The sequence below is a fragment of the Paenibacillus sp. EB106-05-06-XG162 genome (assembly GCF_058791655.1).
The window spans coordinates 23,911-38,868 of sequence record NZ_JBYTDT010000020.1 but is presented as its reverse complement, the minus strand read 5'-3'; the positions used below and the strand labels follow the sequence as shown (position 1 = coordinate 38,868).

Below are 14,958 nucleotides of genomic sequence, written 5' to 3'. Positions count from 1 at the left end.
GGAAAAGGTAGGTGTATCTCGCATGGCAAAAAAAATGCCTGAAATGGAAGAATATAAATACGGCTTTCGTGATGAGCACAAAGCGGTTTTCCAAACTGGTAAAGGCTTAACAGAGGAAATCGTTCGTGAAATTTCGAAAATTAAAAATGAGCCGGAATGGATGTTAGACTTCCGTCTTAAATCGTTGAAACAGTTCGAGAAGATGGCTATGCCAAAATGGGGCGGAGATCTGGATGACCTCGATTTCAATGACATCCAGTATTATGTTCGTCCTTCGGAGAAGCAAGGGAAGACATGGGAAGAGGTTCCTACAGAAATCAAAGAAACCTTCGATAAGCTGGGTATTCCAGAAGCGGAACAAAAGTTCCTTGCAGGGGTATCTGCGCAGTACGAATCCGAGGTTGTCTATCACAGCATGCAGAAGGACCTTGAAGACCAAGGCGTTATCTTCATGGATACGGACACAGCACTTCGTGAGCATCCAGAGATCTTCAAAGAATACTTTGCTACGGTTATTCCACCAGCAGACAACAAATTCGCAGCACTGAACAGCGCAGTATGGTCTGGAGGAAGCTTTATCTACGTTCCAAAAGGCGTAAAATGTGAGATTCCATTGCAAGCCTATTTCCGGATTAACTCCGAGAATATGGGACAATTCGAACGTACATTGATCATTGCGGATGAAGACAGCTTCGTACACTATGTTGAAGGCTGTACAGCTCCGATCTATAGCACAAACTCGTTGCATAGTGCGGTTGTTGAGATCGTATGCCGTAAGAACGCACGCGTTCGTTACACGACGATCCAGAACTGGGCACCGAACATCTACAACCTCGTTACGAAACGTGCGGTTGCAGAAGAGAATGCGACGATGGAATGGGTTGACGGGAATATCGGTTCCAAGTTAACGATGAAATACCCTGCGGTAATCTTGAAAGGCCGTGGCGCGAAAGGTAGTGTTCTATCCATCGCGGTTGCTGGTAAAGGCCAACATCAGGATGCAGGGGCGAAAATGATTCACCTTGCGCCGGATACAACTTCAACAATCGTATCGAAATCGATCAGTAAGCATGGCGGTAAAGTAACATACCGTGGTCTTGCATCCTTCGGTCGTAATTCGGAAGGCTCCAAAGCGAATATCAAGTGCGATACGCTGATCTTGGATAATGAGTCGACTTCAGATACAATTCCATACAATGAAATTATGAATGATAACATCACGCTGGAGCATGAGGCAACGGTATCCAAAGTATCGGAAGACCAATTGTTCTACTTGATGAGCCGTGGTCTAAGCGAGTCGGAAGCGACACAAATGATCGTTATGGGCTTCATCGAGCCATTCACGAAAGAATTGCCAATGGAGTATGCGGTAGAGATGAACCGTCTGATCAAGTTCGAGATGGAAGGTTCCATCGGTTAATATCGCGGTTTGTATGATAAAGTGAAAGCCGCCCTTCATTGAGAGGGGCGGCTTTGTTTATTTATGTAGTCTCACATATAAATTTCGGTAATCTCTAAGGAATGATCCATCGATAAATCAACAAAGCGATCATTTAAATGAATGAGCGGTCGGAAATAATCGGAGTTGTTCGTCATGACGATCTTGCCGGTCTCTCCGGAATTTAGTAAGACGTTCTTGCCGATGAAGTTCGGAATCATATGCGAGATGAAGATATGCGTAATCGTAGGGTCCAGCTTCGTGAAGCTCATCTCATGAAGCTCCTTCAAGACGGACATGAGATCTCGCTTCTGCTGATATATTCGATCTGTAATCATCGCACAATAGACATCCGCAATACCGACAATTTTCGAATAAGGATGAATATTAGATCCTAGCAAGTGGTAAGGATAACCGCTTCCATCCATTCGTTCATGATGCTGTAGTGCTACGATGGCAATGGAGTAAGGATAGATGGAATTCCGAATAATCTCATAACCATGGATCGTATGTTGTGTCATCATTCGGAATTCGTAATCGTTTAATCGACCCGGTTTATATAAGATAGCATCATCAATACGACACTTGCCGATATCGTGCAGATAACCAGCCTTACCGATCAGCTGGGCTTCTTCTTCGGCATATCCCATCCAAGTGGCAATAAAATAGGATAGGAGACCGACTTGAATGGAGTGCTGTAGGGTATAGTCATTCTTGCCATTCAGCATGAGCAGCAAATTCACGACATCGCGTTGATCCTTAATTTCGTTCGTTAGTGGAATGAACGTATCTTGGACAATCTCGTCATTAATGTACCCATTCTCGAGCGCTTCTTCGAATAGGGTGCTAGTTCCTAATATCGAATGGTCAAAGAGGGGTTTGATCGACTGCAAAGAATCTACAGTAAGCGTATTTAATAAGTTTGTCGCTGGTTCAATAGGTTCACTCGGTTCAACATCTACATATTCAACTTGATGTAAGATTAATTTAGAGATTTCTTGGGAACTTAGAACAGTTCCGCGCGACAGAACATGGAGTCCGTAGGAATTAAACGTATCGTTCTTTAGTCGATCTCCGATGCCTAAATCCATGACATGCACTCGCATGGGGGTGCCCACCTTTTTCACATTATGAGGTATGGTTTTACTAGAAAAAAACATTAAGTTCATCATATCACAAATGAAAAAAATGACAATAAATGAGCCTTTTTGTCGATGAAAACACGACTTTAGTACTAAGGCTTTGGTAGTGGGTTATTTTTCGTTTTTGATAGAATCATTATTCGGCTGGGTTCCCTGGACCTAATCGAAGTTCTCCTTATACAGAACTGTCTTCCCATATTTTTGTTTTTCCAATAGGGAGGATTGCTTGAGTTATCGGGTAGAAGACCGACTTGCGCTTACAATCTCGTTGTGTTCAATGCAGGGGAGTGCTCGCGGCGCAGCGTCAAAATGGAGTGGGTACATCATGGGCTTTTTAGGAATATCACCCGTATCATAATGCGCTGGATAATGGTATGCTATGACTTGGGCGTAAATGTAAAATGATTGGAAGATTTACCCCTTTCAATGAGAAGAAGAATACGATGCTGGTGGCGAAGTTGATCGATACTTGTGATAGAGTACATAATAATAGACGGGCTTAAGGAGAGTTTATGGATAAAGAAAGACGTAGCTTTGTGCTGTTCCATTCTAATGATATTCATAGTCATCTGGAGCAAGCGGCTAAAATCGCAACGGTCATTGATCTGGAGCGTGAAAAGCGAGCCTCTGATGCAATGCTTATTCTAGACATCGGTGATCATATGGATCGAATGCGTGTGGAGACCGAGGGAAGTACAGGGGCTGTCAATGTTCATATTTTGAACCACATCGGTTATGAAGCGATTGTGCTAGGCAATAATGAAGGATTAACTTATACCCCCGAGCAGATGGATCAGGTATATACGGATCAAGCAACCTTTCGGATTATTGGCAGCAATATTCGGGAAATGGCAAGTGGAGAAATTCCGGCATGGATGGTCCCGTATGAAATTCTGCATAAAGGCGATTTGCGCATTGGTCTAATCGGCGTCACAGCCGCGTTTACAGAGTTTTATGAGCTGCTCGGCTGGAATGTGCTGCAGCCCTATGATGTCATCGCGGAGTTAGTGGCTGAACTGCGTCCGCAAGTCGATGTGCTCATCGTTATGTCGCATCTTGGGATTAAGCATGATCGAGTGATAGCTGAACGTATCCCTGGAATCGATCTGATTCTAGGCGGACACACGCATCACCTATTTGAGGAAGCGGAGAAAATCGAAGATACCTATATCTGTGCCGCCGGGAAATTTGGTTCCCATCTGGGACGTATTGAACTGGAGTTTAATTCGGATTCAAGACGTTATGATATCACACGTGCCGTAGCGGTCTCACTAGAAGAGGTTCCGCCAGACCCTGGGATTCTATCCATCATTGATCAATACGGTGCGATAGCAAGGCAGAACCTGAGCAAGGTCGTAGCGAGGTTGGACCATAGGCTGACGATCTCGGAAGAGAAGGAATCACCACTCGCGAACTTGCTGGCTGCAGCGCTTAAGGCATGGACAGGTGCAAGGATTGGCCTCACGAATACTGGGCAATTGCTGGATGCGCTTGAAGCTGGGGATATCACCCTTGAAATGCTACACCGCATATGTCCATCGCCGATTAATCCTTGTGTCTTGAATCTTACGGGGGCGCAATTACTGCAATCCCTAGAGGAGTCGCTTCTCCTAGAATTTCAGCAGCGGGCTATTCGCGGGTTCGGATTTCGAGGACGAGTACTAGGTACTCTCGCTGTGGATGGTCTAGAGATCTATTACGATGTAGACAAGCCACCGTATGAACGGATTCAGGAAGTTATTGTTACCGGGACGGGGGGCCGACTTCAGAAAGATGAAGTCTATCAGGTGGCAACACTTGATATGTTCACTTTTGGCGTTGGATACATGGCGCTGAAGGAAGGGATCGATAGACGATATTATCTTCCGGAGTTCATCCGGGATCTGCTGGCTTGGGCATTAAGTCAGGAAGCTTTGCTCTCTACTTGTCCAACCGAGCACTGGCATTTGTTGAAATAGAAGGAATGATAAGTTGCACACATCTTTTTATATATTTCTCGCTTAACGCTTTACTGTCCTCGAAAGGACTCCGGAGGCGTTAATGCTTGAATATGGAATAATAATATAATAAGAAAAGAGGAGTACGAACCATTATGGATTCCATTTTAGTAGCGATTATTCTCGGGATTGTCGAGGGTCTGACAGAATTTATTCCTGTCTCATCCACAGGTCACATGATTCTAACTGACCAACTTATTCATCCCAATGTGCCGCGTGATATTCTAAGTTCGTTCGAGGTCATCATTCAGCTTGCTGCGATCCTTGCCATTGCAATTGTCTACCGTGAGCGCATTTACCGTCTATTCGGATTGAAAAAAGCACCTGCAATGCCATCCACTTCGACGGCTGGGGGGCGTGTGCGTAAATCACAATTAAACTTAATTCACGTCTTTCTCGGGATTGCACCCGCGTTAATTACCGCTTTTTTCTTAAAAGACTATATCAAGAGTAAGTTCGATTCTCCGGCTACAGTCTTATGGGCACTCGTTGTTGGTGCATTGTTCCTCTTATTCGCAGAGTTCTTCTCGCGCAGTCGTGTGAAAATTACGGCGAAAGACATGGATGACATGACGTACAAGCAAGCGTTCCTGATCGGTATCTATCAGATCTTGTCCGTGGTATGGCCTGGATTTAGCCGTTCCGGTTCGACGATGTCCGGAGGGATGTTAAGCGGTCTCAGCTACAAAGCAGCAGCCGATTTCTCCTTCTTAATGGCGATTCCGATTATGTGTGCGGCCTCAGGATACGAGCTGCTAAAGAATTATAAGGTGATTCTTAACGGTGACTGGATGTTCTTCCTCGTCGGATTTATTGTCTCTTTCGTTGTTGCTTATATCGTCGTCGTCGTTTTCTTGAAATATATTCAGAAGATCCAACTGCGTCACTTTGCTTATTATCGTCTCATCATTGCATTCTTGTTCTGGTTCTTTATCCTGCGTTAATAAGCGAAAAATCATCTAGGCAATATGATCTAAATTGTAGAACTGATGCTGTAAATATGTCATAATAGGATGGTTAATCATTTTTTATAATCGTTGATATGAATCTTTAAACAGATCAGAGGTTTTTAATTTGCGACTAATGCCTATTCAATTTTGTCAGCCAGGCATGAAGCTTGGGAAGAAGATATATAACGAAGATGGACTCGTTCTCTTATCTGAGCATATCGAGTTGACTCCGTCGATGATCCTGCGGCTAGAGCAACTCGGGCTCCGATACTTGTACATAGAAGACGCAAGAACAGACGATATTCGGATTCCTGAATTAATCTCAGAAGAGACCAAGCGGGAATCGATGTATGAAATTCGTAAGAACTTTCGTGAATTAATGAATCAACCTTTCTCGGAGAAGCAATCGGCATACCCGAGTCTCGGGAAAAATTTTCGCAAAGTCATTACGAATCTGATCGATGATCTGAGCAGTCATGAGGATGCCATGATCATGCTGTCGGATATCAATTCAACGGACTTTTACTTATATCGTCATTCCTTGAACGTGTGCATTTATACGGTAATGATGGCTCTGTCGAAAGGCTACAATTCGGAAGAGCTAAATACAATTGCGCTCGGAGCGCTGCTGCACGATATTGGGAAAACTCAAATCCCGATGGAAGTGCTCTTGAAACCGGATAAGTTAACGAATGAGGAATATCGCATTATTCAACAGCATACTGAATTAGGGTATCGCATTCTGAAAGATGAAGCGAATATTCCGTTGCTCGCAGCCCATTGTGCATTTCAACATCATGAGCGAATTGACGGGACAGGATACCCGCGTGGCATTAAAGGCGTAGAGATTCATGAGTATTCCAAAATGATCGGCATTGTCGATTCCTATGATGCGATGACAAGTCATCGGATATATCGGTCTGCGATGATGCCGCATCAAGCATTAGAAATTCTCTACACGGGATCAGGTACGCTCTATGAGCAGGGGATGCTCGAACTGTTCCGGGATCGGATCGCCATCTATCCGATTGGCGTCACGGTCAAATTGAATACAGGTGATATCGGCGTCGTCGTTGATTTGAATTCAACATCACCGCAGCGACCGATCATCCGGATTCTGTATGATGAAGATGGACAGGAGCTTAGCTCGATTTATGACGTTGATTTGTCCGTGAAACTCAATTTAATGATCGTTGCTGTTTTAACGGGCGGAGTATAAAACCTGGACATTGGACCAGGTTTTTTTAGATCAATACGAAGTGTAGGGGGATTTAGACATGCAATCAAGAAGCATTTTATCATCAGAAAGAGCAAGTACACTGCCAGTATTATCACCGGCATATGACCCTTGGGATCCCATTCGCTCACTTGAGCAATACGGCAAACATGTATTGACAAGTGTTGAATTTACGATAACGAATTTATGCAATATGCGTTGTGAACACTGTGCAGTAGGCGATTCGTTAACGGTCATTGAACCGGACAAAATTCCGCTTACCAAGCTGCTCAAAGCATTGGATGAAGTTGAGCATTTGGAGACGATAAGTATTACAGGCGGCGAGCCGACCTTCCATAAGAAGACGGTGCAGGATTACATGGTGCCGCTCTTGAAATATGCACGTGATCGCGGGGTTCGATCACAGATTAACTCGAATTTAACGTTAGACTATGATCGCTATGCAGTGCTCGCACCCTATCTGGACGTGATGCACATTTCTTTTAACTATGTGAGCCCGGAAGACTTCCATGAAGTGGGCTTCAAGCACGCGGGGCATTCCGTAAGCCTCGAGGCGGCAACGAAGTTGTATGACCGGATGATTGAGAATACGCGTCGACTTAGCCGTGAAGGGATGTTCATCTCCGCAGAGTCGATGATTAATTATCGTACCCATCACAAAATTACTGAGATTCATGAGCTGATTCGTGAGATGGGCTGCCTCCGTCATGAAGTGCATCCGATGTACCCTTCCGCATTTGCAGCGGATCTCCCTGTTCTGTCGCAAGCAGAAATGCGCACTGCGATTCATCGACTGCTTGATACACGTGATCAGAACATGTGGATGCTGTTCGGGACACTACCGTTCTACGCATGTAATGATAACGAAGAAGATCAGACGCTGTTGCGTCGTCTTAGAACGGAACCGAATGTTACGCTTCGGAACGATCCGGATGGCCGTAACCGTGTGAACTTGAATGCTTTTACAGGCGACGTGTTTGTGACGGATTTTGCAGATATCCCTCCATTTGGTAATATGGAGAAAGAGAAGCTGGATGATATCTTCAACCGCTGGTTGCATGAACATCCACTGAATCAACGCATTAATTGTCATTGTAGTGCTGCAAAATGCTGTGGTCCGAATTTATTGGTCGCAGATATGTATTATAAGAATGTGGATTTCAAGTCAAGAAAAGCAATCATCTAGATTCGCTACCGTGAAGAGGAGTTAGAGTATGACCCATTTTGAGCCTGGCGCCATTTTCCTTCATATCCTGCTTGTATTGGTACTCGTCTTATTGAATGGATTTTTTGTTGCGGCAGAATTCGCACTTGTCAAAGTGAGACAGACTCGTTTGACACAGTTAGCGAATGAAGGCAACCGTCGAGCTCATTTTGCCCTGAAAGTGAACCATCGCCTAGATACCTATCTTTCTGCGACACAGCTTGGAATTACACTTGCCTCTCTCGCGCTCGGTTGGGTGGGTGAGCCTGCCATTTCCCATTTGATCGTAGAACCGCTGCTTGCGAAGCTTGGCGTGGCTGATCCGACAATTACGCAGACGATTAGTTTCGTCGCTGCATTTTCTGTCATCACCTTCCTACATATCGTACTTGGCGAGCTCGCACCGAAGACACTGGCCATTCAGAAGGCAGAAGCTGCATCATTATGGTTGTCTGGACCGCTGTTATTGTTCTATAAGGTATTCATGCCTGCCATATGGCTCTTGAATGCGGCAGCGAATGGCTTCTTGAAGCTATTTGGGCTGCAGCCCGCTGCCGAGTATGAACTCGCGCATACGGAAGAAGAAATTCGCATCCTTGTGAGCCAGAGCGCGCTGAGCGGGTTTATTGATAAAGATGAAATGACGCTTATGGACAATATCTTCGATTTCTCTGACCGATTGGCTCGTGAAGTGATGCTTCCACGCATAGATATGGAATGCCTCTATACGACCCATTCGATTGAGGAGAATATGGAGATCGTCTTTGAGACAAAGCATACGCGGTATCCGGTGGCCGTAGAAGATAAAGATCAGATTATTGGTTTCATTCATATCTCTGATCTCTTCATTACGCCTCCGCAATCTGTAGAAGCGATGCAAGCGCTGGTAAGGCCGATCCTGAACGTCCCAGAATCGATGGAAGTTAGTCATGTCCTTCGTCTCATGCAGAAGAATCGCGCGCAGATTGCGCTTGTTGTAGACGAATACGGCGGAACCGCTGGCATGCTGACGACAGAAGAGATTCTTGAAGAGATCGTCGGCGAGATTCGTGATGAATTCGATGAGGATGAGCGGCCAAATGTCGAGACGACGGATGGCATTATCTCGGTGGATGGCCGGATGCTGCTTGAAGATGTGAATGCGATGCTCGGCGTTACGATTGAGGATGACGAGGTCGATTCCATCGGCGGATGGTTGTTCAAGCAGCTCGAAGGAAATGTTGCGGAAGGCAAGAAGATTCTGATCGACGATGTCTGGTTCGAAGTGGCGGAAGTCGAACGATTGCGGATTCTTCGAATACACATTTATCGTCAAAAGGGAGGACAAGATCCAGTCACGTGAGAAAGGAGATAGACGAGGAACGATGCAGATCAAACAATTGATATTAATCTTGCTGGGCCTTGCTTTTCTGTATGGATTGTTCACGGTAGGAGCGCCGTTCTTGCTTGCCTTTATTTGCGCCATGCTATTGGAACCGATCAATGGCCTGTTGATGCGTAATTTAAAAATGAAGCGGATCGTGGCATCTTCTATCACCTGTACGTTGTTCATGCTCATCTTTTTGGTGACGATTTATCTCCTCGGGCTTCAAGTATTAGAGCAGACGATGAACTTCCTTTCGAATGCACCAGCTTATTTCGAAGGGGTTCAGGCCTATATTCTCAAATTGATCGAACAGGGGCAGGGATTCCTGGATACCATGTCACCGGATATCGCGAACCGTGTCATCGGGATGTTATCGAATTTAACGGATTCCATTAGCGGTGTAGTGAATAAGTTATCGCAGATTCTCTTGTCATTTGCTTCAGGCATTCCTGGCTTCTTCTTCTTCTTCCTATTCTTTATCGTTGCGGTATATCTGTTCTGCTTCAACATGGACACCATGCGTAGATCCATGCTGACGTTATTCGAAGAACGCTCTCGCGACCAAGTGAATGAGGTGCTGAATAGTCTTAAGAATTCGGTGTTTGGATTTATTCGTGCACAAATTATTTTTAGTATGTTTACTTATATCACGACGCTGATCGGTTTGTTAATTCTTGGTATTAAATATCCGCTTGCGATTGCACTCCTCGTGACAATTGTCGATATTCTCCCGATCCTTGGGGTTGGTTCGGCGCTCGTTCCGTGGGGAGTATATTGTCTGCTGACGGGGAATATTTTCACAGGGATCGGACTCATCGTCTTGTTCCTCGTGATTACGGTATTGCGTCGTATTATTGAACCGAAAATTCTTGGGGATGCGGTCGGGATCGGTTCCTTATCGGCCCTGATCAGTCTCTATGTCGGGATGCAGCTAGTAGGAGCGATTGGGTTATTTCTGGGACCACTGGTCGTTATTGTCTATTCAGCGATGCGTAAGGCAGGATTGTTCCAGATCAAGATTAAATTTGAATAATGTGATTCGGATACGCATTAGAAGTATGAGCGAAACCGTCTAAGTATAAGCTTGGGCGGTTTTTTTTGTATATATTTAGAATCACGTTGCAACTAAAACATCACTTTGTGGGTTAATTTCTGGTTCACATCCCTAGGCGAACGACATATGTTAGGAGAGTAAGTCGAAGATGAAGGAGGGTTTGATATGAACGATCAAGTCCGCGTCTGGTACCCCTTTATTGGTCCGAACAATCCGTGTCCACCCATTCGGGTGAAGACATATGTCGTGCCTCCGAATCAGTATATTCAATTTCAACCGCTCGATCTACCGCAGTTCACACCGCAGGAAGCTTTGAGATATGGAACACTATGGCCGGCATTATTCAGTCCCTATGAACCAACGAGAGGGTCAGAAGGAGGAGAATCGACGTCATGAGTGATAAAATGAACGCAAATGCGAACACGAATACCAAGCCGATCGATGATGAGTATTACAAGCTGCTGCATGAGCTGCAGGCGGTTGATTTTGTGCTGCTCGAGTTGGCGTTGTTCCTGAACACGCATCCGAATGACATGAAATCCATCCAACAGTTCAACCAGGGCGTGGAACAACGCCAGAAGCTTGCGTATCAATACGAGCTGAATTACGGACCGCTCTTGCAGTATGGTCATAGTTATTCAAGGTTCCCGTGGCAATGGATCGAGACGCCATGGCCGTGGCAGGTGTAACGCGGATTTACGATTCGAAGGGAGGCTAACAACGATATGTGGTTGTACGAGAAGAAGTTGCAATACCCGGTGAATGTGAGCAAATGCGATCCCCGTATGGCGAAGCTGCTGCTAGAACAATACGGAGGTGCAGACGGCGAGCTCGCAGCGGCCTTACGATACTTAAATCAGCGTTATTCGATCCCTGACAAGGTGATTGGCCTACTTACTGATATCGGTACAGAAGAATTCGCTCACTTAGAAATGATCGCCACGATGGTCTATAAATATAACATTACCAATATGCAACAATTAATATGGGCAAAAAAAGGGGACAATAGCCGTCTAAGCTATTGTCCCTTTATTTCCAAAATGATGGTAAGTTTAAAGCCACCTCAATGAACCTCTTCATATCCAATTCCCCAATGCTTGTAGCTATGCCAATTCCTTCTACGATAACGGTTTTTTCATCATCTATGATTGCTTGTGATTCTTCCATTGTTATCGATTCTTCCATGGTGAGAATCTCCTCTCATGATGGTGATATTAAGATATATGAATGTTCCGCTTGTCTCAATTCGAGGTTTCAATCATCACTTATATTTTTTTCATGTCATTCGCTTAGTTAGTTCGTCGCTATATTTTTTGTTTTTCTGACAGACGTTTGACATTGTGGTATTTGTTGAGGGGAGGAGCATAAGGGTTAATAGATGTATAAGAAAAATTCGGCATGGATATGGGCGGTATTGGTTGCATTGATTCTATGTTATCCAGATCTATATATAGCTTCTAGTCTCAATGTGGCATCGGCAAATTCAGCAGCTTCAACAGTTTCTGATCGCAACTGAGGTTTGGGTGAATGGAGTTAAGTTAGACAAGCATTCCAATTTCACAGTTAACTCGATTACCACAGCCTTGATGTTTAGCGCTAAGGCTGTATTTTTAATATCGGAGGTATAACCTACATAAGAGCCATCCGGACTTGATGAGCACACTTTATCATCCATGACATCTAGGATCATCGTTATCAAAGGTCGGGGACTTGATACTAAAGATGTAATAAAAGAGATCCGTTTGGGGAACCTGGATTATTTTAAGAAGACAATGATAGCGAAGCAGAGGATAATGATTCGAATAACAGGGATGAAGAGGGTAAGAATACTTAAGCTAACGGGACACAATAGCGTAGTAAATAACTAAAACGTGACTGCCGGTATGGATCGGCAGCCGCGTTGTACTAAGTGCGCCCGGCATGGGCGATAACTTGGCAGTGAAAGTCCGCTACAGACTTGGGCAGTAGGAACTGTTAGCTAAAGGTAAAGGGTGTCCGCCGTGAGGCGGAATCTGAAGGAAGCCGGAGGCAAACCCTCGGTCTGACGAACAGAAATCATATAGAAGGCATCAAGGGACGGACGAGCTTGCTTACCAAAGCAAAGTCCAATACTGCCCGAATCCCATGAACGCTGAATGAAATCTTGATAAACGCCCAATAATTGGTTATTATACAAACATTAGGAACCGGGGCGGGGCCAGCAAGGCAAGCCCACGAGACTCGAAACCGTCGGTCTATTTTCCGTCTCTACTTAATTACGTATAATACAACGTTTGATTAAATAAAGCCGACAAAACACGCAATATTTGAAGCCCTGGGTCGAGTGGAATGGATCAATGGTCTGGCGCAATATACTCTTCATTTCAATAAATTTTCTCTTTACCCACTCATAGAATTTGGTATCCAACGAATGCACCTTCCTCATCGCATCTTAGTCATATTACAAATTCAAAATAGTAAAGTTGATAGATATGGATCCAGTAAAGGCTGCCCCAGAAAGGGGATAAGTCTATCCCAAATTCGCCTTAATCATGCAATCTGATCATCTGACCTGAAATTTTTGAAAATCCAACCACTTATCCTGCCTGCCTATGCTTCATGCAAATGAATTGTGAAAATAACTCTATCAATCAGATATTTCGAAATTATAAAGGGTGAATGTTGGACACTGTCGAATGATATTCTTATGAAATATCGGGACTTAAGTTAAGTAGTCATCATAAGTTGAAATTTTGGCATAAACGACAAGTTTAACGTAATTTTGTTGAACGGATTGCAGGCAGAAATTTGAGTTTATAGAGGTGACAGATATGATCAACATGATGATTGTAGATGATGAGCACCATATTGTTAATTATTTTTGTGAGCTGTTCGAAGAACAGCACGATTTAGAATTATGTTTGTCCAAAGCTTATTCAGGTGTCGAAGCCCTACAGTGCCTGACAACGTTAAAAATTGACATAATACTATTGGACATTAATATGCCAGGCATGTCTGGTCTTGAGATTGCAGAGAAGATATCTATCGGATGGCCGAAATGTCGTATTGTTTTTTTGACCGCATATGACAGTTTTTCGTATATCTATCAAGCGGGAAACATAAAAAATAGCACCTATCTCCTGAAAACAGAAACGGATGCCGCAATATTGGAAAGAATAAAAACCAGTATCAACGATGTGCTAACGGATCGGGCAAATTTTATGCAACTCAATGAGGCAGAGGAAAGAGCATTTCTTTTACAACACCTTTTGCAGCAAAGTATCCTTAAAGGAATTGCCTTGGGATGGGAGCCTTCCAAAATAGAAAAAGAGATGCGATTTTTAGACTCAAGTATTCCAATATGCAACGATTCTCCCTCCTACCTCATATATATCTGCCCTTGCAGCGAGTCCGAAGGAACCGAGAAAGGTGCATTACAATTCGTGCAATATCTGAAGTTGATGGATCAATTACTATGTGGCCGCTTTACAGTTTCTGTATTAGAAAACGAGGACGGCAGTGCTTTATGTTTTTTCCAAAGCAGCAGTTCCATATCGCAAGAAAAACCAATTTCAACAGATGTAGCTTTTTTGAGAGGGGTTTCTGAAGACTTTATCAACCAATGCTGTTCAGCAGCTAAGCGGAAATTTCAATTGATCTTATATCAAGAGCCGCTGGAAACTAATCGCATCGCTGAAATTTATAGGCTAATGAGGGATTATGGAGAAAACATCTCGCAATCCTCAGATTCCTTTGTAACTTTTTATCAGAATCATAGATCAGAAACAAATCGACAAGCACATACAATAATGACAGAATCTCCGGGAAATATGGCTAGGCAACTGCAGGGTTACCTTTGTGCAGGAGACGAGATTCATTTTTTAGAAATGTTGCGTTCTCTTGGGAAGGTTTGCGTCGACATCAAAAGCATGCGCAATTTATCTGCCATACGCATATATGCTTCAATTGCTCTCGTTTTAATAAATTATATCGAGCAGAACAATTTACAAGAAAAATTATCTTTGAAAACCACGATTTATCAATTGCATTTTCCGGAATTTTTATCTTGGGAAGCTGCTTTTAATTATTTACAGGAAACCGCATTGCAACTTTTTAAGCTCATGCCTGCTTCACATAGGAAAAGGAACGAAGAGATCATTAACAAAATAAAAGGCTATATAGATGAACATATTAATGAAGATCTGACATTATCATGTCTTTCCAACATTGTGAATTATAATGAATCGTATGTGTCACGCTTATTTAAACAAACTACTGGTGTAAGATTATCTGAATACATTACATCGGTCAGAATTCGCAAAGCAAAGGAGCTATTGCGTAATACAGATAATTCGGTGCAAAATATTGCCGACGCTACAGGCTTTGATACTTCCCAATATTTTTCTATTGTTTTCAAAAAGCATATTGGAACTTCCCCTAGCGAGTACCGTCTACAGAAGACTCTGTCGAGTAATGAATTTTCTCGTTAGTATGATTGCATGCCATAAGCCATAGACAAACAGAAACCCTTAAGGATAAAAGACTTAATTTACTTATTCAGAAATTAAGTCTTTTTATTTTGACGATATGG

At 43.6% G+C, this 14,958-nt stretch carries 12 protein-coding genes and 1 pseudogene; 11 read left to right on the top strand and 2 right to left on the bottom strand.

Annotation, left to right across the window (positions count from 1 at the left end; all coding sequences use genetic code 11):
- The first annotated feature begins 22 nt into the window (after window positions 1-22).
- Entirely contained in the window at window positions 23-1,420 is a 1,398-nt protein-coding gene (sufB, locus tag AC3WU2_RS27045; protein ID WP_492458054.1) for a Fe-S cluster assembly protein SufB, read from the top strand.
- Window positions 1,421-1,491: 71 nt separating this feature from the next.
- On the opposite strand, the gene AC3WU2_RS27040 is transcribed toward sufB, so the two are convergent.
- A complete protein-coding gene (locus AC3WU2_RS27040; protein WP_492458053.1) occupies window positions 1,492-2,544 on the bottom strand; it encodes an HD-GYP domain-containing protein in 1,053 nt (350 codons plus the stop codon).
- 548 nt (window positions 2,545-3,092) lie between these two features.
- Here AC3WU2_RS27040 and AC3WU2_RS27035 point away from each other — a divergent pair.
- The 9 genes and pseudogenes from AC3WU2_RS27035 to AC3WU2_RS26995 all read left to right on the top strand — a co-directional run.
- Window positions 3,093-4,538: a bifunctional metallophosphatase/5'-nucleotidase gene (locus AC3WU2_RS27035; protein WP_492458051.1), complete on the top strand. Its 1,446-nt coding sequence runs from the start codon at window positions 3,093-3,095 to the stop codon at window positions 4,536-4,538.
- A 134-nt stretch (window positions 4,539-4,672) separates the two neighbouring features.
- Window positions 4,673-5,521, top strand: a complete 849-nt coding sequence (locus AC3WU2_RS27030; RefSeq protein ID WP_492458050.1) for an undecaprenyl-diphosphate phosphatase — start codon at window positions 4,673-4,675, stop codon at window positions 5,519-5,521.
- Window positions 5,522-5,651: 130 nt separating this feature from the next.
- Window positions 5,652-6,746 (top strand): HD-GYP domain-containing protein, encoded by a 1,095-nt coding sequence (locus tag AC3WU2_RS27025; protein ID WP_492458049.1) that lies wholly within the window; start codon window positions 5,652-5,654, stop codon window positions 6,744-6,746.
- Between the two features lie 58 nt (window positions 6,747-6,804).
- Window positions 6,805-7,950, top strand: coding sequence for a radical SAM/CxCxxxxC motif protein YfkAB (gene yfkAB, locus AC3WU2_RS27020; protein WP_018756114.1), 1,146 nt, complete (start codon window positions 6,805-6,807; stop codon window positions 7,948-7,950).
- A gap of 28 nt (window positions 7,951-7,978) precedes the next feature.
- Window positions 7,979-9,310, top strand: a complete 1,332-nt coding sequence (locus AC3WU2_RS27015) for a hemolysin family protein (RefSeq protein ID WP_492458047.1) — start codon at window positions 7,979-7,981, stop codon at window positions 9,308-9,310.
- A gap of 22 nt (window positions 9,311-9,332) precedes the next feature.
- Complete coding sequence (gene ytvI, locus AC3WU2_RS27010; protein ID WP_492458046.1) at window positions 9,333-10,367, top strand: sporulation integral membrane protein YtvI; 1,035 nt, start codon at window positions 9,333-9,335, stop codon at window positions 10,365-10,367.
- A gap of 186 nt (window positions 10,368-10,553) precedes the next feature.
- Window positions 10,554-10,784 carry a spore coat associated protein CotJA gene (locus AC3WU2_RS27005; RefSeq protein ID WP_018756111.1) on the top strand — a complete coding sequence of 77 codons (231 nt, stop codon included), beginning with the start codon at window positions 10,554-10,556 and terminating at the stop codon, window positions 10,782-10,784.
- Window positions 10,781-11,077, top strand: coding sequence for a spore coat protein CotJB (locus tag AC3WU2_RS27000; protein ID WP_018756110.1), 297 nt, complete (start codon window positions 10,781-10,783; stop codon window positions 11,075-11,077). The genes AC3WU2_RS27005 and AC3WU2_RS27000 overlap by 4 nt, the downstream gene beginning before the upstream one ends.
- Window positions 11,078-11,113: 36 nt before the next feature.
- Window positions 11,114-11,344, top strand: a pseudogene (locus tag AC3WU2_RS26995) (manganese catalase family protein); the annotation flags it as partial.
- A 73-nt stretch (window positions 11,345-11,417) separates the two neighbouring features.
- On the opposite strand, the gene AC3WU2_RS26990 reads toward AC3WU2_RS26995, so the two are convergent.
- Window positions 11,418-11,573 carry a hypothetical protein gene (locus AC3WU2_RS26990; protein WP_492458045.1) on the bottom strand — a complete coding sequence of 52 codons (156 nt, stop codon included), beginning with the start codon at window positions 11,571-11,573 and terminating at the stop codon, window positions 11,418-11,420.
- A 1,625-nt stretch (window positions 11,574-13,198) separates the two neighbouring features.
- On the opposite strand from AC3WU2_RS26990, the gene AC3WU2_RS26985 reads away from it, so the two are divergent.
- The gene (locus tag AC3WU2_RS26985; RefSeq protein WP_492458044.1) at window positions 13,199-14,857 is read left to right on the top strand and encodes a helix-turn-helix domain-containing protein; all 1,659 of its coding nucleotides are present in this window, start codon (window positions 13,199-13,201) and stop codon (window positions 14,855-14,857) included.
- Window positions 14,858-14,958 lie beyond the last annotated feature (101 nt).

Bases quoted from the DNA above. Each gene is read 5' to 3' on its own strand.
- yfkAB (WP_018756114.1), top strand. From the start codon at position 6,805: ATGCAATCAAGAAGCATTTTATCATCAGAAAGAGCAAGTACACTGCCA.
- AC3WU2_RS27030 (WP_492458050.1), top strand. From the start codon at position 4,673: ATGGATTCCATTTTAGTAGCGATTATTCTCGGGATTGTCGAGGGTCTG.
- sufB (WP_492458054.1), top strand. From the start codon at position 23: ATGGCAAAAAAAATGCCTGAAATGGAAGAATATAAATACGGCTTTCGT.
- AC3WU2_RS26985 (WP_492458044.1), top strand. From the start codon at position 13,199: ATGATCAACATGATGATTGTAGATGATGAGCACCATATTGTTAATTAT.
- AC3WU2_RS27015 (WP_492458047.1), top strand. From the start codon at position 7,979: ATGACCCATTTTGAGCCTGGCGCCATTTTCCTTCATATCCTGCTTGTA.
- AC3WU2_RS26990 (WP_492458045.1), bottom strand. From the start codon at position 11,573: ATGGAAGAATCGATAACAATGGAAGAATCACAAGCAATCATAGATGAT.
- AC3WU2_RS27035 (WP_492458051.1), top strand. From the start codon at position 3,093: ATGGATAAAGAAAGACGTAGCTTTGTGCTGTTCCATTCTAATGATATT.
- AC3WU2_RS27000 (WP_018756110.1), top strand. From the start codon at position 10,781: ATGAGTGATAAAATGAACGCAAATGCGAACACGAATACCAAGCCGATC.
- AC3WU2_RS27040 (WP_492458053.1), bottom strand. From the start codon at position 2,544: ATGCGAGTGCATGTCATGGATTTAGGCATCGGAGATCGACTAAAGAAC.
- ytvI (WP_492458046.1), top strand. From the start codon at position 9,333: ATGCAGATCAAACAATTGATATTAATCTTGCTGGGCCTTGCTTTTCTG.
- AC3WU2_RS27005 (WP_018756111.1), top strand. From the start codon at position 10,554: ATGAACGATCAAGTCCGCGTCTGGTACCCCTTTATTGGTCCGAACAAT.